General features: G+C 39.6%; 26 protein-coding genes. 19 read left to right on the top strand and 7 right to left on the bottom strand.

What is annotated here, in order from left to right; genetic code table 11:
* The first annotated feature begins 14 nt into the window (after positions 1–14).
* From F8M42_RS10535 to F8M42_RS10550, 4 genes are read left to right on the top strand one after another with little or no spacing between them, the layout of a single operon-like run.
* Positions 15–1,475: a menaquinone biosynthesis decarboxylase gene (locus F8M42_RS10535; RefSeq protein WP_182186560.1), complete on the top strand. Its 1,461-nt coding sequence runs from the start codon at positions 15–17 to the stop codon at positions 1,473–1,475.
* Positions 1,468–2,319, top strand: a complete 852-nt coding sequence (locus F8M42_RS10540; protein WP_182186562.1) for a UbiA-like polyprenyltransferase — start codon at positions 1,468–1,470, stop codon at positions 2,317–2,319. The genes F8M42_RS10535 and F8M42_RS10540 overlap by 8 nt, the downstream gene beginning before the upstream one ends.
* A 17-nt stretch (positions 2,320–2,336) precedes the next feature.
* Complete coding sequence (folD, locus tag F8M42_RS10545) at positions 2,337–3,197, top strand: bifunctional methylenetetrahydrofolate dehydrogenase/methenyltetrahydrofolate cyclohydrolase FolD (protein ID WP_182186563.1); 861 nt, start codon at positions 2,337–2,339, stop codon at positions 3,195–3,197.
* Between the two features lie 57 nt (positions 3,198–3,254).
* On the top strand, positions 3,255–4,922 hold the full coding sequence (locus tag F8M42_RS10550; protein ID WP_182186565.1) for a formate--tetrahydrofolate ligase: 1,668 nt from the start codon (positions 3,255–3,257) through the stop codon (positions 4,920–4,922).
* A 75-nt stretch (positions 4,923–4,997) separates the two neighbouring features.
* Here F8M42_RS10550 and F8M42_RS10555 read toward each other — a convergent pair whose 3' ends face one another.
* The 5 genes from F8M42_RS10555 to rny form a co-directional block, all read right to left on the bottom strand.
* Entirely contained in the window at positions 4,998–5,831 is an 834-nt protein-coding gene (locus F8M42_RS10555; protein WP_182186567.1) for an Asp23/Gls24 family envelope stress response protein, read from the bottom strand.
* Positions 5,832–5,955: 124 nt separating this feature from the next.
* A complete protein-coding gene (locus F8M42_RS10560) occupies positions 5,956–6,216 on the bottom strand; it encodes a stage V sporulation protein S (protein ID WP_182186569.1) in 261 nt (86 codons plus the stop codon).
* A 165-nt stretch (positions 6,217–6,381) separates the two neighbouring features.
* The gene (locus F8M42_RS10565) at positions 6,382–7,164 is read right to left on the bottom strand and encodes a TIGR00282 family metallophosphoesterase (RefSeq protein WP_182186571.1); all 783 of its coding nucleotides are present in this window, start codon (positions 7,162–7,164) and stop codon (positions 6,382–6,384) included.
* Between the two features lie 120 nt (positions 7,165–7,284).
* Positions 7,285–7,806: a hypothetical protein gene (locus tag F8M42_RS10570; RefSeq protein ID WP_182186573.1), complete on the bottom strand. Its 522-nt coding sequence runs from the start codon at positions 7,804–7,806 to the stop codon at positions 7,285–7,287.
* A gap of 131 nt (positions 7,807–7,937) precedes the next feature.
* Entirely contained in the window at positions 7,938–9,482 is a 1,545-nt protein-coding gene (gene rny, locus F8M42_RS10575; protein WP_182186575.1) for a ribonuclease Y, read from the bottom strand.
* 525 nt (positions 9,483–10,007) lie between these two features.
* Here rny and F8M42_RS10580 point away from each other — a divergent pair.
* From F8M42_RS10580 to F8M42_RS10635, 12 genes are all read left to right on the top strand, one after another.
* Complete coding sequence (locus F8M42_RS10580; protein WP_182186577.1) at positions 10,008–12,239, top strand: RelA/SpoT family protein; 2,232 nt, start codon at positions 10,008–10,010, stop codon at positions 12,237–12,239.
* Between the two features lie 5 nt (positions 12,240–12,244).
* A complete protein-coding gene (locus tag F8M42_RS10585; protein ID WP_182186578.1) occupies positions 12,245–12,865 on the top strand; it encodes an MBL fold metallo-hydrolase in 621 nt (206 codons plus the stop codon).
* Positions 12,866–12,874: 9 nt separating this feature from the next.
* Positions 12,875–13,219 (top strand): dihydropteroate synthase, encoded by a 345-nt coding sequence (locus tag F8M42_RS10590; RefSeq protein ID WP_182186580.1) that lies wholly within the window; start codon positions 12,875–12,877, stop codon positions 13,217–13,219.
* A gap of 78 nt (positions 13,220–13,297) precedes the next feature.
* Complete coding sequence (locus F8M42_RS10595; RefSeq protein ID WP_182186582.1) at positions 13,298–13,771, top strand: methylated-DNA--[protein]-cysteine S-methyltransferase; 474 nt, start codon at positions 13,298–13,300, stop codon at positions 13,769–13,771.
* A gap of 83 nt (positions 13,772–13,854) precedes the next feature.
* A complete protein-coding gene (locus F8M42_RS10600; RefSeq protein WP_182186584.1) occupies positions 13,855–14,517 on the top strand; it encodes an HAD family hydrolase in 663 nt (220 codons plus the stop codon).
* A 27-nt stretch (positions 14,518–14,544) separates the two neighbouring features.
* Complete coding sequence (rlmD, locus tag F8M42_RS10605; protein ID WP_182186586.1) at positions 14,545–15,927, top strand: 23S rRNA (uracil(1939)-C(5))-methyltransferase RlmD; 1,383 nt, start codon at positions 14,545–14,547, stop codon at positions 15,925–15,927.
* Between the two features lie 247 nt (positions 15,928–16,174).
* Positions 16,175–16,612 carry a DUF5348 domain-containing protein gene (locus F8M42_RS10610; protein ID WP_182186587.1) on the top strand — a complete coding sequence of 146 codons (438 nt, stop codon included), beginning with the start codon at positions 16,175–16,177 and terminating at the stop codon, positions 16,610–16,612.
* A 150-nt stretch (positions 16,613–16,762) separates the two neighbouring features.
* Positions 16,763–17,512 (top strand): ParA family protein, encoded by a 750-nt coding sequence (locus tag F8M42_RS10615; protein WP_182186589.1) that lies wholly within the window; start codon positions 16,763–16,765, stop codon positions 17,510–17,512.
* 4 nt (positions 17,513–17,516) lie between these two features.
* Complete coding sequence (locus F8M42_RS10620; protein ID WP_182186591.1) at positions 17,517–18,737, top strand: ParB/RepB/Spo0J family partition protein; 1,221 nt, start codon at positions 17,517–17,519, stop codon at positions 18,735–18,737.
* A gap of 27 nt (positions 18,738–18,764) precedes the next feature.
* Positions 18,765–19,964 carry a hypothetical protein gene (locus F8M42_RS10625; RefSeq protein WP_182186592.1) on the top strand — a complete coding sequence of 400 codons (1,200 nt, stop codon included), beginning with the start codon at positions 18,765–18,767 and terminating at the stop codon, positions 19,962–19,964.
* A 221-nt stretch (positions 19,965–20,185) separates the two neighbouring features.
* Complete coding sequence (locus F8M42_RS10630) at positions 20,186–20,362, top strand: hypothetical protein (RefSeq protein WP_182186594.1); 177 nt, start codon at positions 20,186–20,188, stop codon at positions 20,360–20,362.
* Between the two features lie 265 nt (positions 20,363–20,627).
* Positions 20,628–21,410, top strand: coding sequence for a PhzF family phenazine biosynthesis protein (locus tag F8M42_RS10635; RefSeq protein ID WP_182186596.1), 783 nt, complete (start codon positions 20,628–20,630; stop codon positions 21,408–21,410).
* A 115-nt stretch (positions 21,411–21,525) separates the two neighbouring features.
* Here F8M42_RS10635 and F8M42_RS10640 read toward each other — a convergent pair whose 3' ends face one another.
* On the bottom strand, positions 21,526–22,395 hold the full coding sequence (locus F8M42_RS10640) for a LysR family transcriptional regulator (RefSeq protein ID WP_182186597.1): 870 nt from the start codon (positions 22,393–22,395) through the stop codon (positions 21,526–21,528).
* 229 nt (positions 22,396–22,624) lie between these two features.
* Positions 22,625–23,512, bottom strand: a complete 888-nt coding sequence (locus F8M42_RS10645) for a LysR family transcriptional regulator (RefSeq protein ID WP_182186599.1) — start codon at positions 23,510–23,512, stop codon at positions 22,625–22,627.
* Positions 23,513–23,629: 117 nt separating this feature from the next.
* On the opposite strand from F8M42_RS10645, the gene F8M42_RS10650 reads away from it, so the two are divergent.
* From F8M42_RS10650 to F8M42_RS10660, 3 genes are all read left to right on the top strand, one after another.
* A complete protein-coding gene (locus F8M42_RS10650) occupies positions 23,630–24,037 on the top strand; it encodes a DUF2000 domain-containing protein (protein WP_182186600.1) in 408 nt (135 codons plus the stop codon).
* A gap of 13 nt (positions 24,038–24,050) precedes the next feature.
* A complete protein-coding gene (locus F8M42_RS10655) occupies positions 24,051–25,259 on the top strand; it encodes an MFS transporter (protein ID WP_182186602.1) in 1,209 nt (402 codons plus the stop codon).
* A 183-nt stretch (positions 25,260–25,442) separates the two neighbouring features.
* A complete protein-coding gene (locus tag F8M42_RS10660; RefSeq protein WP_182186604.1) occupies positions 25,443–25,658 on the top strand; it encodes a hypothetical protein in 216 nt (71 codons plus the stop codon).
* Positions 25,659–26,173 lie beyond the last annotated feature (515 nt).

Raw genomic sequence — 26,173 nt, forward strand, 5'->3', positions numbered from 1 at the left:
AAAGAGGTTATATAATGGCATTTTATGACTTACGTGAATTTATTACCGTACTGGAAGAACGTGGTCTACTAAAACGCGTCCAGACACCAGTTGACTGCAAACTGGAAATAACTGAAATAACTGACCGCGTCTGCAAAATGGAAGGGAAAAAAAATGTTGCTTTATTGTTCGAAAACGTAAAAGGTTATGATATGCCTGTCTTAATAAACGCTTTTGGGTCAATGGAACGCATGGCAATTGCACTTGGTGTCGATAAATTAGAAGATGTTCCCGATGAACTGCGGGAAATATTGAAACTACCTTACATCTCACTGCAAAAGAAAATGGACCTGCTCCACATTATTCCCTTGGCCCGCCGATCAATAAATTTCCCTAAATACGTAAAAAAAGCACCATGCAAGGAAGTCATTATAAAAGATAATCCTTCCCTTGACAAGTTCCCAATTTTAACCTGCTGGCCGCAGGACGGCGGTCCTTTTATAACACTACCGCTTGTCTTTACAAAAAATCCGACAACAGGAAAAAGGAACGTCGGTATGTATCGTCTGCAAAAATATGACAGCTGCACTACCGGTATGCATTGGCATATCCATAAAAATGGCGCTGAAAACTTCCGTGAATATAAACAGCTTGGTTATAACCGTCTTGAAGTTGCAGTTGCCATTGGTACTGATCCTGTCCTCACGTATGCTGCCACGGCACCGTTGCCGCGCGATGTTGATGAAATGGTTTTTGCCGGGTTTTTACGTAAAAAATCTGTTGAAATGATAAAATGTGAAACTGTCGATGTCGAAGTTCCGGCATCTAGTGAAATTGTTCTGGAAGGTTATGTAAATATCGATGAATTTCGCCGTGAAGGTCCGTTTGGTGATCATACCGGTTACTATTCTCTTGCCGATGATTATCCTGTCTTTCATATCACTTGCATCACCCATCGTAAAAGTCCCATATACTCTACTACTATCGTTGGCAAACCCCCTATGGAAGATTGTTTTTTAGCAAAAGCTACGGAAAGGATCTTTTTACCGTTGATGCAACAGTTAATGCCGGAAATAGTTGATATTAATTGTCCTTTAGAGGGTGTATTCCACAATTGCATGATGATTTCTATCAAAAAAACCTATCCGCAACAGGCAAAAAAAGTAATGCAGGCAATCTGGGGCATGGGACAGGCTATGTTTACCAAGATGATCATTATTGTCGATGCCCATGTCAATGTACAAGATACCAAAGAAGTATGGTGGCGTGTCTATAATAATATTGATGCCAAGCAAGATTTTGTAATGGTCGACGGTCCGCTTGATGTTCTTGATCATTCTTCGCCGATGCCAAAATGGGGCACCAAAATCGGCATTGATGCCACAAAGACATGGCCGGAAGAAGGTCATACCCGCGAATGGCCAGATGAAATAACAATGACTAAAACAATAAAAGAAGCAGTGGACCAAAAATGGAAGGATCTTGGTCTTGAATAAAATAACCGCGCATCTCAGTAATATTGCCCTTTATCATACTATCTTTGCTCTGCCATTTGCTTATATGGGTGCTTTTCTTGCTGCTGACGGTCTGCCGTCACTGCATGACTTTATTTTTATAACTTTATCTATGATCGGTGCCAGAAGTTCTGCTATGGTTCTGGACAATCTGATTGACCTCAAATATGATTCCTTGCAGCCGCGTTTATCCAAAAGGCCAATGGTTACGGGTGCAGTAAAGCCGCGTGAAGTCAAATTCATCTTACTGTTAAGTCTGCTGTTATTCTTTTTTTCTGCTTCTCAGCTTGCACCGGTATGTATTTATTTAGTTCCCTTGGCTGTATTCGTCCTAGTTATTTATCCTTATACTAAAAGATTTACCTTTTTATGCCACTTTGTTTTAGGAAGTGCCTTAGCAATGGCACCCATCGGCAGCTACATAGCAATAACCAACACATTAAACCTAACAATTGTTATTTTAGGACTTGGTGTATGTCTTTGGATTGGTGGGTTCGATGCTATTTACGGCAGTCAGGATGAAATTTTTGACAAAACCCACCATCTGCATTCACTGGCTACAGAATTTACAGCCAAAAAAGTATTTCCCATTATAGCAGGTGTACATTTTATCAGCATTTTATGTTTTATTTTTGTTGGTCTGTCATATCAATTACCGCTTATTTATTATGCAGGCGTAACAATTGCCATTATTACACTTATATATCAACACTCCATCGTTTCATCAACTGATTACAGCAGACTCACACAAACTTATTTCATGCGCAATGGCATTGTTTCCATTGTCATATTTATATTTACTGTCATCAGTATTCTGTTCAAATAATACATAGGGGGCTCAATATGTCTGCCGTCATTCTGTCAGGAAAAACATATGCTCAAGAACTCAAAAATCAAGCCAAAATCAATTTAACAGAACTGATCAGGCAAACCGGTGTAACGCCCGGTCTTGCTGTGATAATTGTCGGTGCTGATCCGGCTTCACAGGTTTATGTCCGCAACAAGCATCGGACCTGCAGGGAAATGGGCATAAACTCCCAAGTGATAAGCCTGCCGGAAAATACTGGCAAGAGTGCTCTTATCACTGCCATAAAAAAACTTAATGAGGATGTTTCCGTACACGGTATACTATTGCAACTGCCCTTACCTAAGACACTGCAACCATACGAAAGTGAAATTCTTTACAACATAAATCCGTCAAAAGACGTCGATGGTTTTCATCCCGTTAATGTGGGCAAATTATCTATAGGCGAAAAATGCATGGTTCCTTGTACACCGCTTGGCTGCATAAAAATGCTGGAATCAGCCGGTATTCCTATCGACGGGAAAAATGCCGTAATAATCGGTCGAAGTAATATTGTTGGTAAACCCATGGCTAATCTATTGCTTGCTAAAAACGCCACTGTCACTATATGCCATTCACATACCCAAAATTTAAAAGACATCACGCGTACCGCCGATATATTGATTGCTGCCGTCGGACGTCCTGCTTTCGTCACTGCCGACATGATAAAACCTGGTGCTGCCATTATCGATGTAGGAATAAATCGCATTGCTCCTAAAAAACTAGTAGGTGATGTTGATTTTACCGCGGTTAAAGAAAAAGCAGCCTTTATAACACCGGTCCCCGGTGGTGTGGGCTTACTGACAATTGCCACACTAATGCAAAATACAATTGAAGCTGCCAGACAGCAGCTACTTTAAACTTTCCTTACCATCCACAATAAATTATACAATTATTATTACTGGAGGTCATAAATAATGAAAAGTGATGTAGAAATCGCACAAGAAGCTACACTATCACACATAAGTGAAATTGCTACCCAGCTTGATCTCACTGAAGATGATCTGGAATTATACGGCAAATACAAGGCCAAAATTTCTATTGATGCTTGGAACAGGATAAAAAATAATGAAAATGGCAAACTAATTTTAGTCACAGCCATTAATCCAACACCAGCTGGTGAGGGCAAAACAACTACAAGTATAGGTTTGGCCGACGCACTTCACCAACTCGGCAAAAAAACGGCTCTTGCTCTGCGTGAACCGTCACTTGGACCATGTTTTGGCATAAAGGGTGGCGCTGCCGGTGGCGGATATGCCCAAGTAGTTCCCATGGAGGACATCAATCTCCATTTCACCGGTGATTTTCATGCGCTGACCTCAGCCCATAACTTACTTGCTGCCGTCATCGACAATCATCTCCAGCAGGGTAATGAACTTGATATCGATGTTCGTCGTATCACATGGCGCCGCGTTGTTGATTTAAATGATCGGGCACTACGTAATATCATCTGCGGTCTTGGTGGTAAAGCCCATGGCGTACCACGTGAAACTGGTTTTGACATTACTGTAGCTTCTGAATTAATGGCCATTTTATGTCTGTCTGACGATCTTCAGGATGCAAAAAAACGTATTGGACGTATAGTCGTTGCTTATAGCCGCAGCGGTAAGCCGATTCATCCCGATGATTTAAAAGTTACCGGTGCACTTACCTTATTACTAAAAGATGCCATCAAACCTAATCTGGTACAATCTCTGGAAAAGACACCAGCTTTTATCCACGGTGGTCCCTTTGCCAATATTGCGCACGGCTGCAACAGTGTTCTTGCCACTAAACACGCTTTGAAATTAGCTGACTATGTCGTAACTGAAGCCGGTTTCGGTGCCGATCTGGGTGCAGAAAAATTTCTTAATATTAAATGCCGCTTTGCTGGGTTAAAACCTGACGCCGTGGTGATAGTTGCAACTATACGTGCTTTAAAAATGCACGGCGGCCTGGCAAAAAAAGATCTAGCTGTCCCGGATCTTGAAACTCTGCATAAGGGAATAGGAAATCTTGCCAAACATATTGAAAATATCCGGGGTTTTGGTTTAACACCAATTATTGCCATAAATAAATTTCCAACTGATACTGAAGCTGAAATAGCTTTGCTGGAAAAAGAATGTCAAAAACTCGATGTCGAATTTTCGTTGTCGACCGTTTTTACTGATGGTGGTAAAGGTGCAACAGATTTAGCTGAAAAAGTTGTTATTGCAGCTGCCAAACCATCCCAATTAATATTTACTTATACAGATGAAATGTCAATAAAAGAAAAAATTGAAGCTATAGCCAAGAAAATCTATGGTGCCGATGGAGTTAACTATAGTCCTGCCGCTGAAAAATCCATTATTCAATTGGAAAAGTTGGGGTTTTCTAAAATGCCTGTATGCATGGCTAAAACGCAGTATTCACTCAGCGATGATATGACAAAATTGGGGCGTCCAACTAATTTTAAAATAACTGTACGGGAATTGCGTCTTGCCGCTGGAGCTGGTTTTATTGTAGCCTTGGCCGGTAATATTTTGACTATGCCCGGTCTGCCAAAAAAACCAGCCGCTGAAAATATGGACATAGATGCCAATGGAAAAATAACCGGACTTTTTTAATGCCTTAGTATAAAAAATAATCCGCATGATTAAAAAATCGTGCGGATTATTTTTTATACAGTAAATTACTTTATCCTAAGCAACTATACGCAATGCCTTAACCGTTATATCAACCTTTTGAACCAGCATGCCAGTCATATATTCAACAGCAGTCTTGACTTTTTGCTGCAATTCCCGCAATAAAGTCGGAATATGCCGTCCATACAACAAAACCACTTTAAAAGAGATACTGATTCCCTGATCTTCACCTTCACGATAAATGTGATCAATATGAACACCAAACAATTTATCGATAGCAGATTTTTCCGAAGCCATTTGTGAAATAATCGATAATATTGCCGCATCATCAATAACTAGATGCCCGTAATAACTGAACATCGGACGAACAATTGATTTTTCCCCCAGCCTGCGGCGTTTAGTGCGTGATTTCTTAAAAAAAGACTGTATAGGATCAATGAGATAACCAGAAAAATGCGGCTTAAGCTCAATCGTCGGGACGGGGATGATATGCTTGCCCTCTTTAAGACGACAGTCTTGCGCTTTTTGTATCTCCGCCCGCGTGGCTATATCTGCAATATTAATAATCTTTTCTATAGCAGGCAGACCTAATATTTTGCAAATTTTATAAGCCATATTTTCTGATGTAGCCAGTACCAGTATACGGTGTGGATGATTTTCAGCTATGGCGGCCTTCACTTCATCGGCATGTCCCGGCAAAATGAATATAGCCCTGCGGACAGCCATAATCTTGCTTGCTTCCCGCTTTGCTGAATGTCCGGCTATTATTTTGCCGTCTTTAATTAGAATACCATCATCAATTATGGCATCTGCTTTATTTTTACGTGCAACCATTAAGGCACGATGACTTTTCCCTGTGCCACTTGGTCCTATTAAAGCAATCACATCCATCTGTCCGTCGCCCCTTAACCAGCCAATATCAACCTATAGACTTACTGTCTTAATTTTATAAACTATTATATACTGATCACGATCATTTATCAAGAATGATTACTATAACGGCAAAATCAATTGCTTATCGCGGTTCTACAATAAGCTTTATAGCTGTTCTTTCCTCCCCATCAATATTTATATCTGTAAATGCCGGTATACATATGAGATCAACGCCATGCGGTGCAACAAATCCTCTTGCAATGGCAATTGACTTCACCGCCTGGTTTATTGCTCCAGCACCGATTGCCTGCATCTCTGCGCTTCTTGTTTCACGCAGAACCCCCGCTAACGCTCCGGCTACTGAATTAGGATTGGATTTTGCTGATACTTTTAATACTTCCATTATTAGCACGCCCCTTACTAAGATAACTAAACGATGTAATATAGTAGAATATTCGTGAAAAAATATATATTCCCTCTATTTATGTTAAATAGCATCCTGTAAAATCAGCATGCTATGTATTTTTTAAGATTATAACCATCATTACTCTAATAATGTGTATTATCCTCAATATGGCTCATTTATCAATACCCGTTCAATATGAACCGCCTTATTAGTCTTGTCATCTATCTGAACCTGCAGTGCACTAAACACTGCTGCCCCGTCCGCTGTCTCAAACCGTACCGGACGACAATACTTGAATCGCTCAATTACCTTTTCTTTCTCCATCCCCAGTACAGAAACTCTTGGCCCAACCATGCCCAGATCCGTAATATAAGCCGTTCCCTGCGGTAAAATCTGTTCATCGGCCGTCTGCACATGTGTATGTGTACCGACAAGACATGTAATACGTCCGTCAAGATACCACCCCATGGCAATTTTTTCTGATGTAGTTTCTGCATGAAAATCTAAGATTATTATATCACATTCGTGAGATATTCTTTTTAATATTTGATCAATTTTTTGAAAAGGACAATCCATCGGCGGCATAAACGAACGCCCCGATAAATTAATTACACCGATATTCTTAGCTTTCAACGGATATATACAGTATCCCTTTCCCGGAGCCGGATCAGGATAATTCGCCGGACGAATTAAAAATGCCTCCTGATCAATAAAATTAACAATCTCTTTCTTATCCCAGATATGATTTCCTGAAGTTATGACATCAGCACCAGCCCGATACATTTCATCAAGAGTACTGCGTGTTATCCCTCTGCCGCCGGCAGAATTTTCTCCATTGACTATCGCAATATCAATATTTCTTTCCCGTTTCAAGTTTGGCAGATATCTTAACAATGCCGTGCGCCCGGTACGTCCACAAATGTCACCCACTAATAATATATTCATAAATTCTCCATTTCCTGCATTTTTTTGTGCCCAGACAACCTGATAACAGACATTTAAAATCAAAGAACGGATATGCTTCGCTATCCTGCCATAAACATATCCGTTTCTGAGAAAATTAATTTACTTATTAAATACCAAGACCCGGCCTTCTTCCCAAAGCCCGATAATATGTTCACTTACATGATTTATTTTTACATTTCCCAACATATGATCGATTAATTCTTCCTGAATACCCTCATTATCCTGATCGGTATTCCCCACACCGCTTTCCTTAATTATAGCATCCCCGAAATGTTCATTCATCAGCGTACTTATAAGCTTGATTTCACTTTGTGATACCGTATCCATATCACGCACTATATGCAAAAACAAAGTATTCTCATATACATCTTCGCTTATTGTCACCTTGGCATTTTTTATTTCTTCAAGATAATGATACGCAGAAATACTATTTTCCAAAAGTTCCTTAAACTTATTAAATTCCTCGGACAACACAATTTTATCCAACGTATATGTGATCTTCAATAAATCTGTCTCCGGATCAAAACTGATCGTGCCAATTTCAGGATACCGCAAAAGTATCGATGCCAATAAGTTGACTCCATCCATATTAACAGCCTTATCCTGTTTAAATTCCTGCATATTATTCACCACCTTCAAGACTATAGGTCATTTATATTATAGCAAGGCCGCATGATACAAGCAATAAAAGAATCAAAAAACAGGCATGGCAAATAAAAAAATTTGCACAATGCCTGTAATTTACATCGTTATTATTTAGCGTAGTCAACTACGCGAGTTTCCCGAATGACCGTTACCTTTATCTGTCCAGGATATTCAAGTTCATTTTCAACCTTTTTAACGATATCATGCGCCAATCCAACAGACGCCACATCATCTATCTTGTCAGGTTTTACCATTATCCTTATTTCGCGGCCGGCCTGAATTGCAAAAGATCGTTCAACCCCTTCAAACGATTCTGCAATTTCTTCCAGACGAGTCAAACGTTTAAGATAAGATTCCAAGCTTTCCCTGCGTGCTCCCGGACGGGCTGCTGAAATTGCATCAGCTGCAGCCACTAGAACGGCTTCCACAGTTCTCGGTTCTTCATCGCCATGATGCGCAGCAATAGCATTTACAATATTGGCTGATTCGCGATATTTACGTGCCAAATCAGCACCTATCGTCACATGTGAGCCTTCTACTTCATGATCAACAGCCTTACCAATATCGTGCAGTAACGCCGCACGCTTAGCCAACTGTACATCAACGCCCAACTCAGCTGCCATAACACCTGCCAAATGAGCGACTTCCACAGAATGATTCAATACATTCTGTCCATAACTAGTACGATATCTCAATCTACCTAATAAACGAATAAGTTCAGGATGAAGTCCATGCACCCCGCTGTCAAAGGATGCTTGTTCGCCAGCTTCCTTAATACGCTGGTCAACTTCTTTTTTAGCTTTTTCAACCATTTCTTCAATACGCGCCGGATGAATGCGCCCATCAGTTATAAGTTTTTCCAGAGCAGTACGGGCAATTTCTCTTCTTACCGGATCAAATCCCGACAAGATAACTGCTTCCGGCGTATCATCAATAATAAGATCTATGCCGGTCAATGTTTCCAATGCCCTTATATTCCGTCCTTCACGACCGATGATGCGACCTTTCATTTCATCATTAGGCAGTGCCACTACCGAAACAGTAGTTTCTGCTACTTGATCGGCTGCACACCGCTGGATAGCCTGAGCGATTATGCTTTGTGCCTTCTTTGCGCCCTCATCCTTAGCCTGCTGTTCATATTCTTTTATCATTAGTGCTTTATCGTGCTTTATTGCCGTTTCGGCATCTGCCAAGAGTATCGTTTTGGCTTCTTCCATCGTCAGACTTGAAATACGTTCGAGTTCACTCAACTGCTTTGCGTGCATAACATTAACCGATTCACGCACTTTATCAATCTCACTTTCCTTACGGGAAAGTACAGTTTCTTTCTTTTCCAGTCCATCTACTTTACGATCAAGATTTTCTTCTTTTTGCATTAAACGCCGTTCCTGACGCTGTAGTTCATTGCGTCTTTCCCGCGTTTCCCGCTCAATTTCCTGTCTCAAACGATGTATTTCTTCTTTAGTTTCAAGAATACTTTCTTTTTTTCTTGTTTCAATTTCTTTTTGTGCTGAATCAACAATACGCTTTGCTTCCGTTTCCGCCGAACCAATAGCCTCTTCAGCCTTCTTCTTCCGCGTTGCATACCCGCCAGCAAATCCCAAGATAACAGCAACAAGAGCCGCTATAATTATCTCGATTATAGCCCTCATCCTCCTTTCTTTTTAGTTTGTATTCCCAAAGATTTTCTCCACATTCATCCGATTTATAAAGGCGGTCACTTATGCTTCCACCTTTACACCGCTGAATATTTTCTAATTAATCTTCAATTATTGTCACCCGGGAAATACAATATTCAATTAATTTTTACAAGTATCGCAAATATTACTTGACAGTGATCTGCAAACCGTTTCAGGAAAGCCTCTGCCCTATACCAATAGTTTTTACTACACACTTTTAATAGATAACCTGCATTTCTACTGACAATAGTATCACACAGAGCGCCAAACCCTGCTATATCGGTGAGCCATGCTAGCATCACATATTGTTTATTTTAAAGGTTTTTAAAGATAGTGTCAAGAAGTAACAAATACGGTAAATATTAACAAAAATGCCGACGCAAAGCGGCTTTCTATTGCTATAAAACTCACTAATATGATACAATCAATAAATAACAAACACTTATTTTCAAAAAGCTATTATAAATAACAATTTAAAATAGATTTGAGGGTAAAATCATGATTGATGACAACGCTACAAAAATAACAATAGATGATATAAAAGATGCCGTCAGAGAATATCAGCCTAATGCCGATATTGATCTGATCCAAAAGGCTTATGACCTCGCATACGCTGCGCACTTTGATCAAAAGCGCGCTTCAGGTGAGCATTATATCATTCATCCGCTTCATGTAGCGGCAATCCTGACCCAAATGCATATTGATGAAGTGACAATTGCAGCTGCCCTCTTGCATGATGTGGTAGAAGATACCACATTCACACTTGATGAAATGAAAAAAAAGTTTGGTGAAGAAGTCGCCCTACTAATTGATGGCGTAACCAAACTGAACAAAATCCATTTCAAATCCAAAGAAATGCAGCAATCAGAAAATTATCGCAAAATGTTCCTTGCCATGGCTAAGGATATACGCGTTATTATGATAAAACTTGCCGACAGGCTCCACAACATGCGTACCTTAAAATATATGCCCGAAGAAAAGCAAAAACGCATCGCCAAAGAAACATTGGAAATCTATGCGCCGCTTGCCAATCGACTGGGCATTTCTAATATAAAATGGGAGCTTGAAGACCTATGTTTCCGGTATCTGTATCCGGAAGAATATTATGATTTAGTAGAAAAAGTCAAACAAAAACGACAGGAACGACAAAAATTCATCGACGATTCCGTGCAGGAAATGGTCACTGAAATAAAAAAAACCGGTATAAAAGCAGAAATTCAAGGCCGGGCCAAACACTTCTACAGTATCTGGCGCAAAATGAAACGTGATAATAAAGATATAAGCGAAATATACGATCTGTCAGCTGTCCGCGTACTGGTAAATACCGTACAGGAATGTTATACGATCTTAGGAATAATTCATAATATCTGGAAACCTATTCCCGGCAGATTTAAAGATTACATCGCCATGCCAAAAAGCAACGGTTATCAGTCACTGCACACCACTGTCATTGCTGCCAACGGCTATCCGCTTGAGATCCAGATTCGTACTTTTCAGATGCACCAAGTGTCGGAATATGGGATTGCCGCACACTGGAAATATAAAGAATCAGGCAAAAGCATCAATGCCAATAATGCTTACGATCAAAAACTTTCCTGGTTGCGTCAGCTTATCTCTTTGCAGACAGAGCTCAGTGATCCCGATGAATATGTTGAAGCTCTTAAAGTCGATATTTTTTCAGATGAGGTTTTTGTTTTTACACCGCGCGGTGATGTAATTGGCCTGCCAAAAGGCTCCAATCCCATTGATTTTGCCTATCGTATTCATACTGATATCGGTAATCATTGTGTTGGCGCCAAGATCAACGGAAAAATTGTCCCGCTTGAATACAAACTAAAAAATGGTGATATCGTTTCCGTTATAACAAATAACCAAAACAACGGTCCCAGTCCCGATTGGCTCAATATTGTTGCTTCTTCAGAAACTCGCACCAAAATCCGTCAATGGTTTAAACGGCAAAAACGTGAAGAAAACATTGCTTCCGGCCTGGCACTTATTGAAAAGGGCATCAAACATCTTGGCTATGATCCCCGGGAACTGCTTAAAGACGATCGACTGGCTGTTGTTGCCCGTGACATGAATATTCAACAGAACGCTAATGATTTACTGGCTTCTCTCGGTTATGGCGGTATAACTGTAAATGGCGTCATCTCTCGTTTAATTGAACTATACAAAAAAGATTTAAAAGAAATAACACCTCCTGATGTATCGCAAATGCTCGAACAAATAAAACCGCATGGTGAAAAGAAAAAGGGCAGCCATGGCATATTAATTGAAGGTGAAAGCGGTTTTCTCGTTCACTTGGCACGTTGCTGCAATCCAATCCCCGGTGACCCGATAATCGGTTATATAACCAGAGGACGCGGCGTATCAGTACATCGTGCCGATTGCCCCAATATCATAAAAGATGAAAATGATTTGTCACGTGTAGTCGATGTCAGCTGGGATATCGGTCTTGACAAAACCTACACCGTCACTATTGATATAACCTGTAATGATTCACCGGGTGTATTGACATCATTAATGGCAATACCTTCTGAATCCAAAATTAATATTCATTCAATGACCGCCCGACCTAATAAGAAAAATAAAACTTCAACTATATCCATGAGTCTTGAAATACGCAGTATCGCCCAGGCCGAAACTATAATGAGCAAAATACGACGCAATAAAAATGTATTTCGCGTCGCCCGGGCATTAAATAAACCAAAAGGCACAGAAGGTGATTGATTACTATGGAAGTAAAAGTTCTTACCAACGGCGATTTCGACGAAAACTGTTACCTGGCAATTGACACCCCTACCAAAGAGGCTGTCGTCATCGATCCGGGCTCACATCCCCAACTTATCTTAAACTGGATAAAGGCTGCTGACTGCACCATAAAATACGTGCTTAATACACATGGTCACAGTGACCATATTGGTGCCAACACTGCCGTATGTGATAAATTCTCCATTAAGCTTGGAATCCATCCGCTCGACGCACCAATGCTGACCGATGCCAAGCTAAACCTTTCAACTTACTGGGGTTCACCTGTCATATCAAAAAAAGCTGATTTTTTTCTTAATGAAAATGATATAATACACATAGGTAAAAGCTACTTAAAAGTCATTCATACACCGGGACATACTCCAGGCGGCATCTGCCTGATAAACGACCAAATAATTTTCTCCGGTGATTCACTATTTGCTGAATCAATAGGTCGCTCTGACTTCCCCGGAGGTTCCATGAAAGCATTGGTCAGCAGCCTTGAGAGAAAAATATTACCTCTCAGCACCGACAATATTGTTTATCCCGGTCATGGTCCGACCACCACTATCGGTCATGAAAAAACGTACAACCCCTATTTTTCTTGAGATGATACCATGGAAATATTGACAATCAACGACTATCCCGCCGCCAAAGCAGCAATAGCAGCTGTTGACTGTACCGATGCCGGTATTGCAATAATGGCGGAAAAGGCAATTTTTCGTGTAATCAAACTGACCGACGTTGACACCAAAGCTGCCAATATTTTAAAACAAACTATGCTCAGTAAAGGTGGTGACGCTGCTATATCCCGACATTGTGCTGATCTTAGTCAGCCTGTTACCGATGTCATTTTAATGGCTACAGTAAAACAATATCGCGCCGTTATCCCGGTTTTACTGCAGCAACCCTGGGGATTACGCCAAACAGCCCATGAACTTAAACAAATACTAAAACTATGACTTGCTGATAGCGTTTCATACATGTTGGCCTTATTACTGACCATTAAAATACATTTTAATGAAAAGAGGCATACTTCCTTGAAAAAAAGATTTACCTATGAAACACCAATAGGCAATATATACATAACTGAGGAAAAATCTGCTATCACAGAAATCAGTTTTCGTAAGCCGCTTTCTGCTGCCACAAAAATGGAATCACTCCTATTACGGGAAGCATTTACACAAATTTCCGAATATCTCAGTGGCAAAAGAGATAAATTTATCTTGCCGTTAAACCCTTCCGGTACCGCATTCCAAAAAAAAGTTTGGAATGCATTATTGGATATTCCTTACGGACAAACCCGTTCTTATAAAGAAATAGCTGAAGCCATCGGTAATTCCAAAGCTACTCGGGCAGTCGGCATGGCTAATAATAAAAATCCCATAGTTATCTGCATTCCTTGCCATCGAGTCATCGCCTCTGATGGTAAACTTTGCGGCTATGCCGGAGGAGTAAAAACGAAAAAATTTCTTTTGCAACTAGAACATGACAATATACAGATAAATAAATAAATTTGCATTTACCTGTTAAATATCATACTGTATGCAATCTCAACTGAACAACACAAATATAATTTATTGAAGAAGGTAAATCAATGAAATATAAAGCAGTAATATTCGACTTGGACGGCACGCTAGTCAATTCCCTGAATGATTTAGGTGACAGTGTAAATACGGTCCTTAAAAAATACGGCTATCCGGAACACCCAATTGAAAGCTATCGCATGATGGTTGGCAACGGCATAAAGAAATTAATCGAACGGGCTTTGCCACTTAATACACCGACTAATATCGCTGATGAAGCTCTGGAAAAGTTCAAAAAAATTTATGCCATACATCAGCTTGATAAAACAGTGCCTTACAATGGAATCGGAGAAATGCTTGAAAAGCTCCGGCAAAAACATATCCCATTGGCTGTCTGCACCAATAAACATGATGATGCGGCAAAAAAAATCATTTATCATTTATTTGGACAAACTACTTTTACCTATATCATCGGTGATCTGCCTGGTTTTAAACGCAAGCCTGACCCTAAAAAAGTCCTGCTAATAGCTGAAAAAATGCATCTAAATCCGGGAGAAATAGTATATATGGGCGACTCTTCCGTAGACATGCAGACAGCAGTCAACGCTGATATGTTACCGGTAGGAGTTTTATGGGGTTTCCGTTCCAAAGAAGAACTGCTGGAAAACGGTGCCCGTTTGTTACTTAAATCACCGGCCGAATTGACTGATAAAATTACCTTTATCAATGACTAATAATACTACCACAATGGAGTTATTAAAATGAAAACAACCTTGCCAGTAAAAATCGGCAACACCTATACAATGACTATCACAGGCATCGGCAGTAACGGCGAAGGCGTTGGACGCATCAATAATTTTACGGTATTTGTTCCTTATGCCTTGCCTGGCGAACAACTGGATGTAACTATCCAAACCAGCAAAAAGAACTATGCTATCGGCAAAATAATCCGCATTATAACAACCAGCCCGCAGCGAATAGCGCCACGCTGCGGGCTTTATTATGAATGCGGCGGCTGCCAGCTGCAACACCTGTCCTATGATGCCCAGTTAAAAATAAAACAACAGCAAGTAAAAGATGCTGTAGAAAGAATTGGCAAACAAAAAAATTTACTAATTCACCCAACATTAGGTGCAAAACAGCCTTGGAATTATCGCAATAAAATGCAGTTTCCCATTGGTATGGACAAAAAGCGCGTTATTCTTGGCTGTTTTTCCCAAGGCAGCCACAACATCGTCGACACCCGTGACTGCTATATTCAAAAAGAAACCAATAACAATATTGCCAACGCTATACGCGATGCTGTACAAAAGCTTGGCATCAGCATCTATGATGAAGACAAACATATCGGTACTTTACGACACATCGTTGGCCGTGTAAGTGAAACTGGTGACTGTATGGTCATCCTGGTCACAGCAACTAAAGATTTGCATCACAGTAAGGAATTGGTGAAACTGTTGCGTCAACGTCTGCCCAAATTGGCCAGCGTACAGCAAAATATCCAGACATATCGCAATAACGTTATCATGGGGCGGGAAACACATCTATTATGGGGTAAACCTTCTATAAAAGATTCATTAGGAACACTGACTTTCCATATATCTCCTCGCTCATTTTTTCAAGTCAATACCAATCAAGCTGCTGTTTTATACCAAAAGACTTTGGAATATGCTAATCTGACCAGCCATGAGACAGTAATTGATGCTTATTGCGGCACGGGAACAATAACTTTATTTTTAGCACAAAAAGCCCGCAAAGTTTATGGTATAGAAATTGTCAAACCAGCTATCCTCGATGCGCAAAAAAATGCCCGTGACAATCATGTTAAAAATGCTGAATTTATCGTCGGTGATGCAACTATTGTTATGCCGCAGCTTTATAAACAGGGTGTATATCCTGATGTAGTGGTTGTCGATCCGCCACGTGCCGGCTGTACACCCACTGTACTGAAAACATTTGCTAATATGCATCCTAAACGCATCGTTTACGTTTCCTGCAATCCTGCATCGCTTGCCCGCGATATTGCCATATTGGCTGACCTCGGTTACAAAACTGAACAAATCCAGCCCGTAGATATGTTCCCGCAGACATGTCACGTCGAGAGTATTGCGTTGCTACGGCGAAAAATATCCGAAAATCCTTGATTTTCAGTACTTCCAGCCACATTTTCGCTTTAAGAAAAATAAGGATGGAGAGCTCAAAAAAGTGATTGAAGAGTTCATAAAAGTGGAAGTACGGTTACATCTGGTGTGAGTGGATACGTTAATTTTTATTAGAAGCAAGTGGATTTACCATTCTACAATAGCATAGATTTTAAGTCTTAGACGTTTGATATTTGATAATATTGAACGTCTATTTTTTTATCCATTTTTAATGAAGGAGGAACAGAAAATGTTAAGACAAGGTATGATTGAACGATTTAGAAAGGCTGCTCCAATGATTAGGGAGCTTGTTGATGATTTGGCATGGATTCAGAACGAATTCACGCCAGAAAAGGCAACAGAAGAAGAGAGAACCTACGTGAAGCATTTATTGGGGTTAGGTAGTAACGCATTCGATGAAAGTGACTGGCGCTTAAAGCGAATGTATGCAGCTGTAGGCAAAACAGGGCGCTTAGTCCGAAATTCAGCCGGTAGGTTCGAAATGGAAGGCACAGACATTGAATTTACGTGTGGTAGTAGTTGTGAAGTTTATGCACCGTATTTCTCAGATGAAGAAGAATGGATGAGCTGGCTTCCAACGTCCATTGAATATAGTGGCGATTACTATTTTACAGCACGCCCGGATATGAAGCTGGAGGGGGCTTTGGTAAGGATCAAAGGAAGATGAAAATTGGGTATGAAAAAAGCGCTATCAGTTAGCCGCTGATAACGCTTGACGTGAAAATTTGTTATAAACAAATCTCGCTCTCTAAGATTCATTATAGCAGATTTTCGCTTGATTTGTATAGAAAAGTTAAGCGAAAGGACTTGAAAATTTATGAAAACATTTTCGTTCATCAACAAAAAAGGCGGCGTTGGCAAAACAACGATTACCGTTAATATGGCGTATGCCATAGCAGAAAGCTGCGATTTAAGAGTACTGGTTATAGATAATGACGATCAGGGCAATGATTCGCAGTTCTTTGACGCAGATCCAGAAAGATCGTTAGCAGATATCCTGCTAGGTAAAGCGGATATTCAGGAGGTTATCCAGCCTACACGCTATTCGAACATTGACATTGTTGCCAGCGGTGCTGCTCTATTGGATGCCAATGTGGCTGTCATAAAAGATGAAGAGATTGTGCAGCAGAACATTTTAAAGGAATCCTTGGAAAGAATTGCTGCAAATTATGATGTATGTCTTATCGATAATCCTCCGACAATTAATGCCTCTGTTATCAATGCCTTGGTAGCCAGTGATGAAGTCATTATTGTGACAACACCGGATATTTATGGTATTCGCGGCGTTTCGCAGATGGCCGACTATATAGAAGCAATTAAAGAATATAATGCTGCACTGCGGTTTCGCGGCTGCCTTCTCAATAAATTTTCCTCTACTCCGCATGGGTTCAGGTGTATCGAGCTATTAAAGAGTCAGTTTCCCTTATTTAGAACAAGAATTCGTTATACAAAAGATAAACTGGAAGCGTCGGCAGAAGAAAGAAAATCCATTTTCGAGTATTCGCCCAATTGTGGCTTTACACGGGATCTTGTGCAGTTTTTAAAAGAACTTTTAGCGGGGGAATAAAACGATGAAAAAACAGTCAGCAAGCTTAATCGCAAAGCTTTTAAATAAAAATTCTCAACCGGTGCAAGGCAGCAGTAGTAACGAGTTTAAAACTACGGAAGAAATCATCATGCGAGACGTTCATGAACTGGTGCCGAATCCTAAGAATGAAAAATACAGTTTGGATAATATTGAAGAGCTGGCGATGATGATCCAGATTACCCATAATATAGAGCCAATTATTTTAAAGGCGATGGATAATGGCAAATTTATGATTACCAGCGGCCATCGCCGCCGCTTGGCACAGCTGTATCGCTTGGAACAGGGAATGACAGATAATCCGATGGTTCCGACCATTACACGGGAAATCATCAATGATTTTGAGGATGCCATAACGGATGATGAGATGGAAACGCTGAATATCGTATTCCCGAATAAAGGGCAGCGCAGGAATCTGACTCCCTCGCAGGAAGCCGATGAAATTGCACTGATTAAGCCAATTATCAAGAAACTTTATGATTACCAAAAGGCAGCGGGAAATATTGATGGTAAATTTCGGCCTTATTTTGCCAATATCCTTGGCATTTCTGAAACATCTCTACATCGTAAAGAGGCCATCCGAAAGGTATCGGATGAAGTTAAGGTTGAAGTTGATGCCGGAAATATTACAGCCACTGCTGCAGCAGAATTGGCAAGTATGGATACAGAAAAGCAAAATTCGGTAGTTGAAGCAATTAAGGACAGAGGTGAAGAAATTACCGTTCAGGCTGTAAAAGAGGAAAAGAAAAAAGTCGTTGGGCCTAAAAATGCTCCTATTTCTGTTGTAAGAAAGAGCCCGACAGAATGTGAATTAGAGGATGAGGGGCAGACAAAACTGTTCGACCAAACGCGAAAAAATAATACAGATAAAAATATAAGCAATGACGGTGTTAATTCTACTGATGAGGTTGTACCACCTGTGCAAAAGCAAGAAGCGACAGATAAAGATACTGCTGCGAAAATGTGGTTTCAGAAAGAAATCGTTGAAAAATTAAAAGACGCTGAGCAACGGCTTTCCGTAGAAGCTGCTGATAAAACAGAAGAAGAGTGTCAGGAGTGGCAGGCACGTGTCAAGGTTATAAAAGATGTCTTGGCTTATTTAGATGAATCTCATTGCCCGGAACGATGCAAAGAATGTTGTGATGATTGTGATCGGCCCTGTGAGCATTCGAAAAACTTTCAAGTCGCAAATACCATGAATAATTAATGATCTGCAGTTGGGAGAGAGAAGAAAATGAGTAAATTATTGATCAATGAGGTTCCTTTGATGTGCCTGCCCAGCCTTGCAGTAAAAATCGGCTTGAATGAAGCGCTTTTTATACAGCAACTGCATTATTGGGTGGACCGCAGTAAAAATATTATCGATGGTCGGCAATGGGTGTATAACACCATGGCGGACTGGTCAAAGCAATTTCCGTTTTGGTCGCAGAAGACCTTATCGCGGACGATTTCCAACTTAGAAAAGCAAAAACTGGTTATTTCCGGCAACTACAATCAAAAAGGCTATGATCGCACAAAGTGGTACACGATTGATTATCTTGCGTTGGAACGGCTAGAAAAGGAGGAGCCGGGAACGGAAAATCATGAAGAATCAGAGCCAGATGTATCAGGAGAAAATGATGCTGCCGTTAGTGACCAGTCCATAGGGACAAAATGTCCACATGAAGAAAATCAAGGGTTCGCAGGTACTATGGGCGATGCTGCTGTTGGTGACCAGTCCATAGGGACAAATTGTCCACATGAGGAAAATCAAGGGCTCACGGATACTGTGGGAGATGCTTCCGTTGGTGACCAATCCATAGGGACAAATTGTCCTTATGAGGAAATTCAAGGCTTGCCGGGTCCTTTGGCGGAGAATGCCCAAAATGACCGTTTCATAGGGACAAGTTGTCCAAATCCATCCGGTCATTTTGTCCCCATGGAACCGGACAATCTGTCCTCACCAATACCAGAGAATAACAACAGAGAATTATCAGAAAAAACAACAACAAACAGGAATGAGGAAACTGTTGTTGGAGATATGGTTAACATAAAAGATTCACTGGATCGCTTACTTTTTGTAATGCCAAGCTATGGTATTACGCTTGCTACTGCAAAGAAATTTATTGCTGAATACGGTCTTGAGGCAGTTGAACAGCAATGGGAACTTTTGAAAAAGGCATTGCAAAAAGGGAAGATAAATAATCCTGCAGGTTGGCTGCATATGGCGTTGCGGGAAGGATATGTTGATGCTCCAGCTGCGTTTAAACAGCTTCAGGAGGAAAAGAAAGCTGCTATGCGAGAAAAAATGGCGGAGATAGAACGGCAACAAATAGCTGCTCTGGAACGAGAAGCAGAAGAGGAAGCCAATCAATTTGAAATTCCTGAAAATAGTCCATTTCACGCTTTTCTTGCAAAATATAAAAAAGAGCAGGATGAAAAGAGTCCGGTGTGAATGTCTGGAATTTAAGGTGTCCATTATGGACACCTTGACTGACTGTAGGCAAATTTAATCTTGGGGTAGGTGGGGCCAGCATTGTCGTATAAAAACGACCGATTTTGCCCCTGCTTCTTAGGATACGTCGATTCGTTTGGGGGTCCATAATGGACACCCGATTCGGCTTGTAATAATTTTTTATGGGGAAAATCAATGTGCTGGTCAAGGATGTGGATTGAATGAGGGTGGAGTTTATTGAAAATGGGAGAAGAATTATATCGACCAATCGCGGTGTATTCAAGGATAATGAGCTCATTTGGTATGATAATGCCTATGTTTTGAGTTTGAAATTTGATGAGGAAAAGGTCGAAATTGTGATAAAAAAGATACCAAAAGCAGGAGGTGAAATAGGCTGAAAACTAAATCTTAGGTTATATAGCAGATAATCGCTGTATGCGTTAGAAGTTATATTATTTTATAAGGGGTTGATTTTTAAGTGAGATCTATCAAATTGTGTAACATATTAATTTTTCTAATGTCTGTATTGTAAGTATTTGTTTTACTTATTATTAGATTGAACATATACTAAAGACATAAAAAACAGTAAAGAAGTACTCATATGAATGTTGATGATTTTAGTTTTTATTTATTTAGATTACACACGCAAAGGAGAAAAATGATATGAAATGTTATGTTGTTGACGCATTTACAGATACCGTTTTTAAAGGGAATCCTGCGGCTGTCTGCGTTTTGGAAAACTGGCTTTCAGATGAACTAATGCAGGAGATTGCAAAGGAAAATAATCTTTCAGAAACTGCATTTACTGTACGCCATGGTGATTTATATGATTTGCGTTGGTTTACGCCAGGCGGTGAAATTGATCTATGTGGACATGCCACGCTTGCTACTGCCTATATTTTAATGCGATTTATAGTACCTGCTTGGGAAGAGGTATCTTTTCAAACGAAAAGTGGCATTCTAAAAGTTCAAAAGAAAAACGATTTATATGAGATGGATATGCCAGCTTATCAGCTTATTTCTATACCAGTTACATTAGAAATGGAAGAAGCGATTGGGTTTCGTCCTGTAGAAGCATGGATTGGCAGGGATTTAGTTTGTGTTTTAGAAAATCAGGAACAAGTTATACAAGCAAAACCTGATGAAGAAAAACTGAAAAAATTAGAGGGATTACTCTTGCAGCTTACTTCCAGAGGGGAAAAATACGATTGTGTAACACGTAGTTTTGCTCCTAAGTTAGGTGTAGCAGAAGATCCTGTTTGTGGCTCAGGCCATTGTCATGTGATTCCTTTGTGGTCCGATAAATTAGAAAAATCAACTTTGCACGCATTCCAGGCATCCAGCAGAAGTGGCATCCTATATTGTCATATGAAGGGGGATCGGGTGTTAATTGCAGGGAAGGCGGCTCTTTATTCCATTGCCGAAGTTTTTTTACCAGTAGAGTAATATACAATTTTTTGTTGGTTCATTATTTTTAAACCAATACTATGATGTATAAAAAAACGAAAGAAAAGCCATTTTCCTAGAGGTTAAGGGAAAATGGCTTTTATAATATCTATGATTATGGCAGCTTTTTGATATTGGAAACTAAATAGTCAATAAAATACTTGCTGGCAATAGGTAAACTATTTTTGTCTTTATAGCCAATCGCGAGTTTTCGGCTGATGGGAGGATCAATTGGCAATTTGACGATATTATAATTCGTACGCCGCAACACAAGTTCTGCTAAAATACTGATTCCTAGCCCTGCTTCTACCATGGTCATAATCGCATAATCATCATGGATACAAAATTTTATGTTTGGTTTTAAATTACAAGCGCGAAAGGCTTCCAGCGGCTCACTGAAGTGCCCCTCTTCTAAAAGAATAAATGGTTCTGTCGATAGTTCTTCTAAAGTAACAATGTTTTTTGAAGCCAATTTATGATTGGCTGGCAGTACAGCCAACATAGTTCCTTCTTTGATAGCAATTGTTTGTAAGCCGGTTACGGCAGGGGGCGTTATAAAACCAAAATCTACAGTATCTGTTTTAATCCATTCTTGTATAGAACTATAGTCTCCTTGATGGAAAATAAATTGGATGTTTGGATAAATGACCTGAAATTCTTTGATTAATTGTGGCAACCAATGACAGGTAATGCTAGATATGGTACCTACTCGAATAATGCCTGTATCTAATCCTTTTATTTCATTTGCTTTTTCTTGCATGGCGCGATACTGAAGAATCGTTTTTTCGATAAATGGGTATAAATCTGCACCTTCCAGCGTTAGTTTTACTCCAATACGGGAGCGATACAGAAGCTTAATGGACAATTCATCTTCGAGAGAAGAAATCATCTGGCTTATAGATGACTGTGTGTATCCAAGAACTTCAGCTGCTTTTGTGAAACTTCCAAGATCGATAATTTTTTGTAGCGCAATATAGCGGTTCATAGTTCACGTATCGCCTTTCTTGATGCATGGATTATACATATTAATTTTACTTATTAATAATGCTAATATATACTGATTTTATAAAAAATACAACTGAACGACAGCAACTGATGGAAAATAATACAATATTGCCTTAAGCGTTGTATAATAATTGGTTACATCTTGAAAATTTTTAATACACAATAAACTTATCACAAAAAATTATCAAAGAATTGGATTAGTAAATGAATCAATTTTTACGGAATTCTCCTAAAAGTTGCAGGAATAAATTCATTGCTGTATTGTTACATTTATTTTTATTGTATGCATAGATGGAGGTGATTGTATTATTTTCAATAGATGTTTCGAGTTCCACGAATAAACCTTGCGACAATTCTTCCTCTACGGTGAAACGGGGGAGGTAGGCGACTCCTAAATTGCTCCTTACCGTATTTTTGATGGATTCAATGCTCCAAAGTTCTAAGGCTGTTTCTAATATAATATTTTTTTTCTGCAAATATTGATTGAAAATCTTTAGATAGAGGGCATTTGGATCGTTTTGTATATGGCATATGGGCTTTCTTTGATTTGGAGAAAGAAAATCCCGCTGAGATTCAGGTAAGGCGGGAGAAGCTACAAGCACGAGAGGATAGGTATACATGGCTTTTGTCACGATATTCGAGGAATATTTTCGGACATCGTAGTGAATGGCAATATCGATCATGTTATCCATCATGTGTTCATAAATGGCATAGCAATTCATGACTTGTAGGGAAAGCTTAACAGCTGGAGCCTGTTCTTTGAATTTTTTCAGGACATCTTGAAGTTTGTAGGTTAACAGCGTTTCCGGAAGTGCAATTTTTAGTGTGCCGGTTAATTCGTCTTTGCGCTTGTTAAAGGCTTTTAACTCTTCAGCAGCCAAGAGGACCTTATCGATAAGGGGGAGGATTTTCTCACCCTCTGTAGTGAGTTGCATTTTAGTGCCTTGCTTTTCAAATAGATGGATTGATAATTCCTCTTCCAATTGTTTCATTTGGAAGGTAATTGTGGATTGTGCATAATTGAGCGCCTGGGCTGCTCGTTGGTAATTGCCAGTTTCCATGATCTTTTTCACGGTATATAGATTTTTAAGTTCCATTTTGCACTCCTGTAGTTCAGAAATATTGAATTGAAAAATCGAATGCTTCAATTAGATTAAATTAAATTATTAAGTTATACTATCATATAGAAATTCAAAAAACAAGGAGAAGGAAAAATGAACTTTGAAACTAAGATAAAAATTGTACTTCGAGAGGATCTTGAACCATGGCAGGAACTAAATGTAACCGCCTTTTTAATGAGCGGTATTGCAGGAACACAAAATATTATTGGAGATCCCTATAAAGATAAGAATGGCGTACAATATTTGCCGATGTCTCAGCAGCCAATCATGATACACACGGCCTCGAAAGAAGCGCTTAAAACACTTTTACAAAAAGCGAAAGAGAAAGAAATGGAGGTAGCAATTTATACGAAAGAACTTTTTGATACGTTCAATGACGCAGATAATCGTGCGATGGTCAAAAAATATGATACAGAAGATTTGAATCTTGTAGGAATTGGCATTCGTGGTAAAAAGAATTCTTTGGACCGCCTAACAAAAGGCATTCCTCTTCATAAATAAAGGCGGTGAAAACGTGTCGTTTTTTATAGCTAAGTTGCAGCAAAAATCTGTAGGTAGTTTAACGGCAGCCATTTGTCTGATTTACGCCATCAATGGCGGGGTTCGTGGAAACTTTGGCGTGATATTAGGTCCTATTTCGGATGCTAGCGGAATTTCTTATGCGGATGTAAGTTTTGTACTGGCAGTTAGTCAGTTGGTTTTTGGGTTATTGCAGCCTGTTTTTGGAATTATTGCAATGAAAACATCGGAACGAAGGGTTCTTTGCATAGGGGTACTCCTTATGGCGGCAGGATTTTTACTCACTCCTTTTTGTAAAACGGAAGGAGCCTTATTGATTGCTTTAGGAGTATTTCTTCCCGCCGGTACAGCCGCACTGTCTTTTGGACTGCTTTTAGGAATCGTTACGCCGCAATTGCCAACGGGGAAAAGTTCAACGGTATCAGGTTTTTTAAATGCGAGCAGCGGTGTGGGGACTACGGTACTTGCTCCGATGTTGACAGGGATTTCAGGCGCTTTTGGCTTGCTGGGAATGATGCTGCTTTTAGGGATTCCGTCATTGTTTTTGATACCGGTGGTTCTATGGCTTTGTCGTCTGCCCGCAGGTGCAGAACCTTCCATAAAGACAGCGAATCCATCGGAACTTCGTCCATTAGCAATGTTAAAAGACGCGGTAAAGGACCGGAATTATCAATTCTTGATGTTGGGATTCTTCACCTGTGGGTTTCATATGGCTATTCTTGAAACGCATTTTTTTAATCAATTAACTACCTTTGATATAGACAGGTCAACATCTGCCATTATATTTTCGGTGTATGGTGTTCTTACGATGATAGGATCGGCAGTAAGCGGCATACTTTGTAATCACATTCGTATGAAATATGTATTAGGAAGCATTTATGCGATTCGTGTATTCCTCGCAGTGCTTGTTATTTTCATGCCAAAAACGTTAGTGGTACTTGTACTTTTTAGCATTGTGTTAGGTCTGACTAGTGATTCGACCGTATCTCCGACCTCTGGGTTAGTACTCAAGAACTTTGGTCCAGTGAAATTGGCGACACTTTTTGGGATTTTATTTCTTACACATCAAATTGGTTGTTTCTTTAGTGCTTGGTTTGGTGGATTGGTGGTTGAAAATACGGGGAATTATGATTTTCTTTGGATGATCGATACAATTCTTTGTATATTAGCAGCCATAATGAGCTTTAGCGTGCGGGAAGATTAGGAACAAGTTATGGGTTTGTAGCTTTCTTGATATTTACCATAAAAATAGAAGAAGAAAAATATCATCGCTTATAGCGAATGCTGATTATTTTTTTTTTTGGATGAAGATAAAAGTCTTGTACATGAAAGCATATCTAAAATCTATCTGGCATACTATCTGACTCATAAAGTGAGGGGAATATTTATGGAAAAACAGGTGAAAAAATTATTTATACGTACCGTGCTGTTTTTTAATCTGACGATTGTGGTTTGGGTAGCGGCCTGCCTATTAGGAAATGAAAATGATCATTTTAACACGATTTTAGGTGTTATTTCCCTTATTCCTACTACATTCTATGTTGTTTATGCTTATAAATTAAATACGGCGCTAGGAATAGACAGACATTATACAAGATTATAGGTTAAAGAAAAAAGAATTTTATATGACTGATTGAACCATATTGGAAACACGAAGTAAGTATTCGTTGGCATTTCCAATATGGTTTTTTATTTAGAATTAAATTTATTTTGCTTTGCCAAAATGATGGATTCAAATTGTTTTAGTTATATAGAAGACTTCCATTTTGTTGCATAGAAATCAAGTGAGGGGGTCCATTATGGACCCCCTAATATATTTGCAATGAACTTTAAATGGAAAAATTAGTAATTGTTCAGGAGGTAAAAGTGACAAGTGTGGTGTTTGTAAAAAATGGGAAAAGGATTGTAACGACAAATCACGGCGTATGCAAGGATAACGAGCTTATTTGGTATGATAAGGCCAATATTTTGAGCCTCAAATTTGATGAGGAAAAGGTCGAAATTGTGATAAAAAAATACCAAAAACAGGAGGTGAAGTGCGATGAAGGCGGAAAAAGCTGTGGAAGATTATGGTATGGAATTAAATGAACAGGTACTGACCAAGGAAGAACAAGCAGA

Origin of the sequence: Pectinatus frisingensis (genome assembly GCF_014076555.1) — a bacterium.
GTDB classification, from domain to species: domain Bacteria; phylum Bacillota; class Negativicutes; order Selenomonadales; family Selenomonadaceae; genus Pectinatus; species Pectinatus frisingensis.

Coding starts and splice junctions, on each gene's coding strand:
- F8M42_RS10535 (WP_182186560.1), top strand. CDS start 15: ATGGCATTTTATGACTTACGTGAATTTATTACCGTACTGGAAGAACGT.
- F8M42_RS10645 (WP_182186599.1), bottom strand. CDS start 23,512: ATGGAACTTAAAAATCTATATACCGTGAAAAAGATCATGGAAACTGGC.
- F8M42_RS10560 (WP_182186569.1), bottom strand. CDS start 6,216: ATGGAAGTATTAAAAGTATCAGCAAAATCCAATCCTAATTCAGTAGCC.
- F8M42_RS10635 (WP_182186596.1), top strand. CDS start 20,628: ATGAAATGTTATGTTGTTGACGCATTTACAGATACCGTTTTTAAAGGG.
- F8M42_RS10625 (WP_182186592.1), top strand. CDS start 18,765: ATGAGTAAATTATTGATCAATGAGGTTCCTTTGATGTGCCTGCCCAGC.
- F8M42_RS10630 (WP_182186594.1), top strand. CDS start 20,186: ATGAGGGTGGAGTTTATTGAAAATGGGAGAAGAATTATATCGACCAAT.
- F8M42_RS10580 (WP_182186577.1), top strand. CDS start 10,008: ATGATTGATGACAACGCTACAAAAATAACAATAGATGATATAAAAGAT.
- F8M42_RS10585 (WP_182186578.1), top strand. CDS start 12,245: ATGGAAGTAAAAGTTCTTACCAACGGCGATTTCGACGAAAACTGTTAC.
- F8M42_RS10565 (WP_182186571.1), bottom strand. CDS start 7,164: ATGAATATATTATTAGTGGGTGACATTTGTGGACGTACCGGGCGCACG.
- F8M42_RS10570 (WP_182186573.1), bottom strand. CDS start 7,806: ATGCAGGAATTTAAACAGGATAAGGCTGTTAATATGGATGGAGTCAAC.
- F8M42_RS10590 (WP_182186580.1), top strand. CDS start 12,875: ATGGAAATATTGACAATCAACGACTATCCCGCCGCCAAAGCAGCAATA.
- rny (WP_182186575.1), bottom strand. CDS start 9,482: ATGAGGGCTATAATCGAGATAATTATAGCGGCTCTTGTTGCTGTTATC.
- F8M42_RS10640 (WP_182186597.1), bottom strand. CDS start 22,395: ATGAACCGCTATATTGCGCTACAAAAAATTATCGATCTTGGAAGTTTC.
- F8M42_RS10615 (WP_182186589.1), top strand. CDS start 16,763: ATGAAAACATTTTCGTTCATCAACAAAAAAGGCGGCGTTGGCAAAACA.
- F8M42_RS10610 (WP_182186587.1), top strand. CDS start 16,175: ATGTTAAGACAAGGTATGATTGAACGATTTAGAAAGGCTGCTCCAATG.
- F8M42_RS10660 (WP_182186604.1), top strand. CDS start 25,443: ATGGAAAAACAGGTGAAAAAATTATTTATACGTACCGTGCTGTTTTTT.
- rlmD (WP_182186586.1), top strand. CDS start 14,545: ATGAAAACAACCTTGCCAGTAAAAATCGGCAACACCTATACAATGACT.
- folD (WP_182186563.1), top strand. CDS start 2,337: ATGTCTGCCGTCATTCTGTCAGGAAAAACATATGCTCAAGAACTCAAA.
- F8M42_RS10650 (WP_182186600.1), top strand. CDS start 23,630: ATGAACTTTGAAACTAAGATAAAAATTGTACTTCGAGAGGATCTTGAA.
- F8M42_RS10555 (WP_182186567.1), bottom strand. CDS start 5,831: ATGGATGTGATTGCTTTAATAGGACCAAGTGGCACAGGGAAAAGTCAT.
- F8M42_RS10620 (WP_182186591.1), top strand. CDS start 17,517: ATGAAAAAACAGTCAGCAAGCTTAATCGCAAAGCTTTTAAATAAAAAT.
- F8M42_RS10600 (WP_182186584.1), top strand. CDS start 13,855: ATGAAATATAAAGCAGTAATATTCGACTTGGACGGCACGCTAGTCAAT.
- F8M42_RS10550 (WP_182186565.1), top strand. CDS start 3,255: ATGAAAAGTGATGTAGAAATCGCACAAGAAGCTACACTATCACACATA.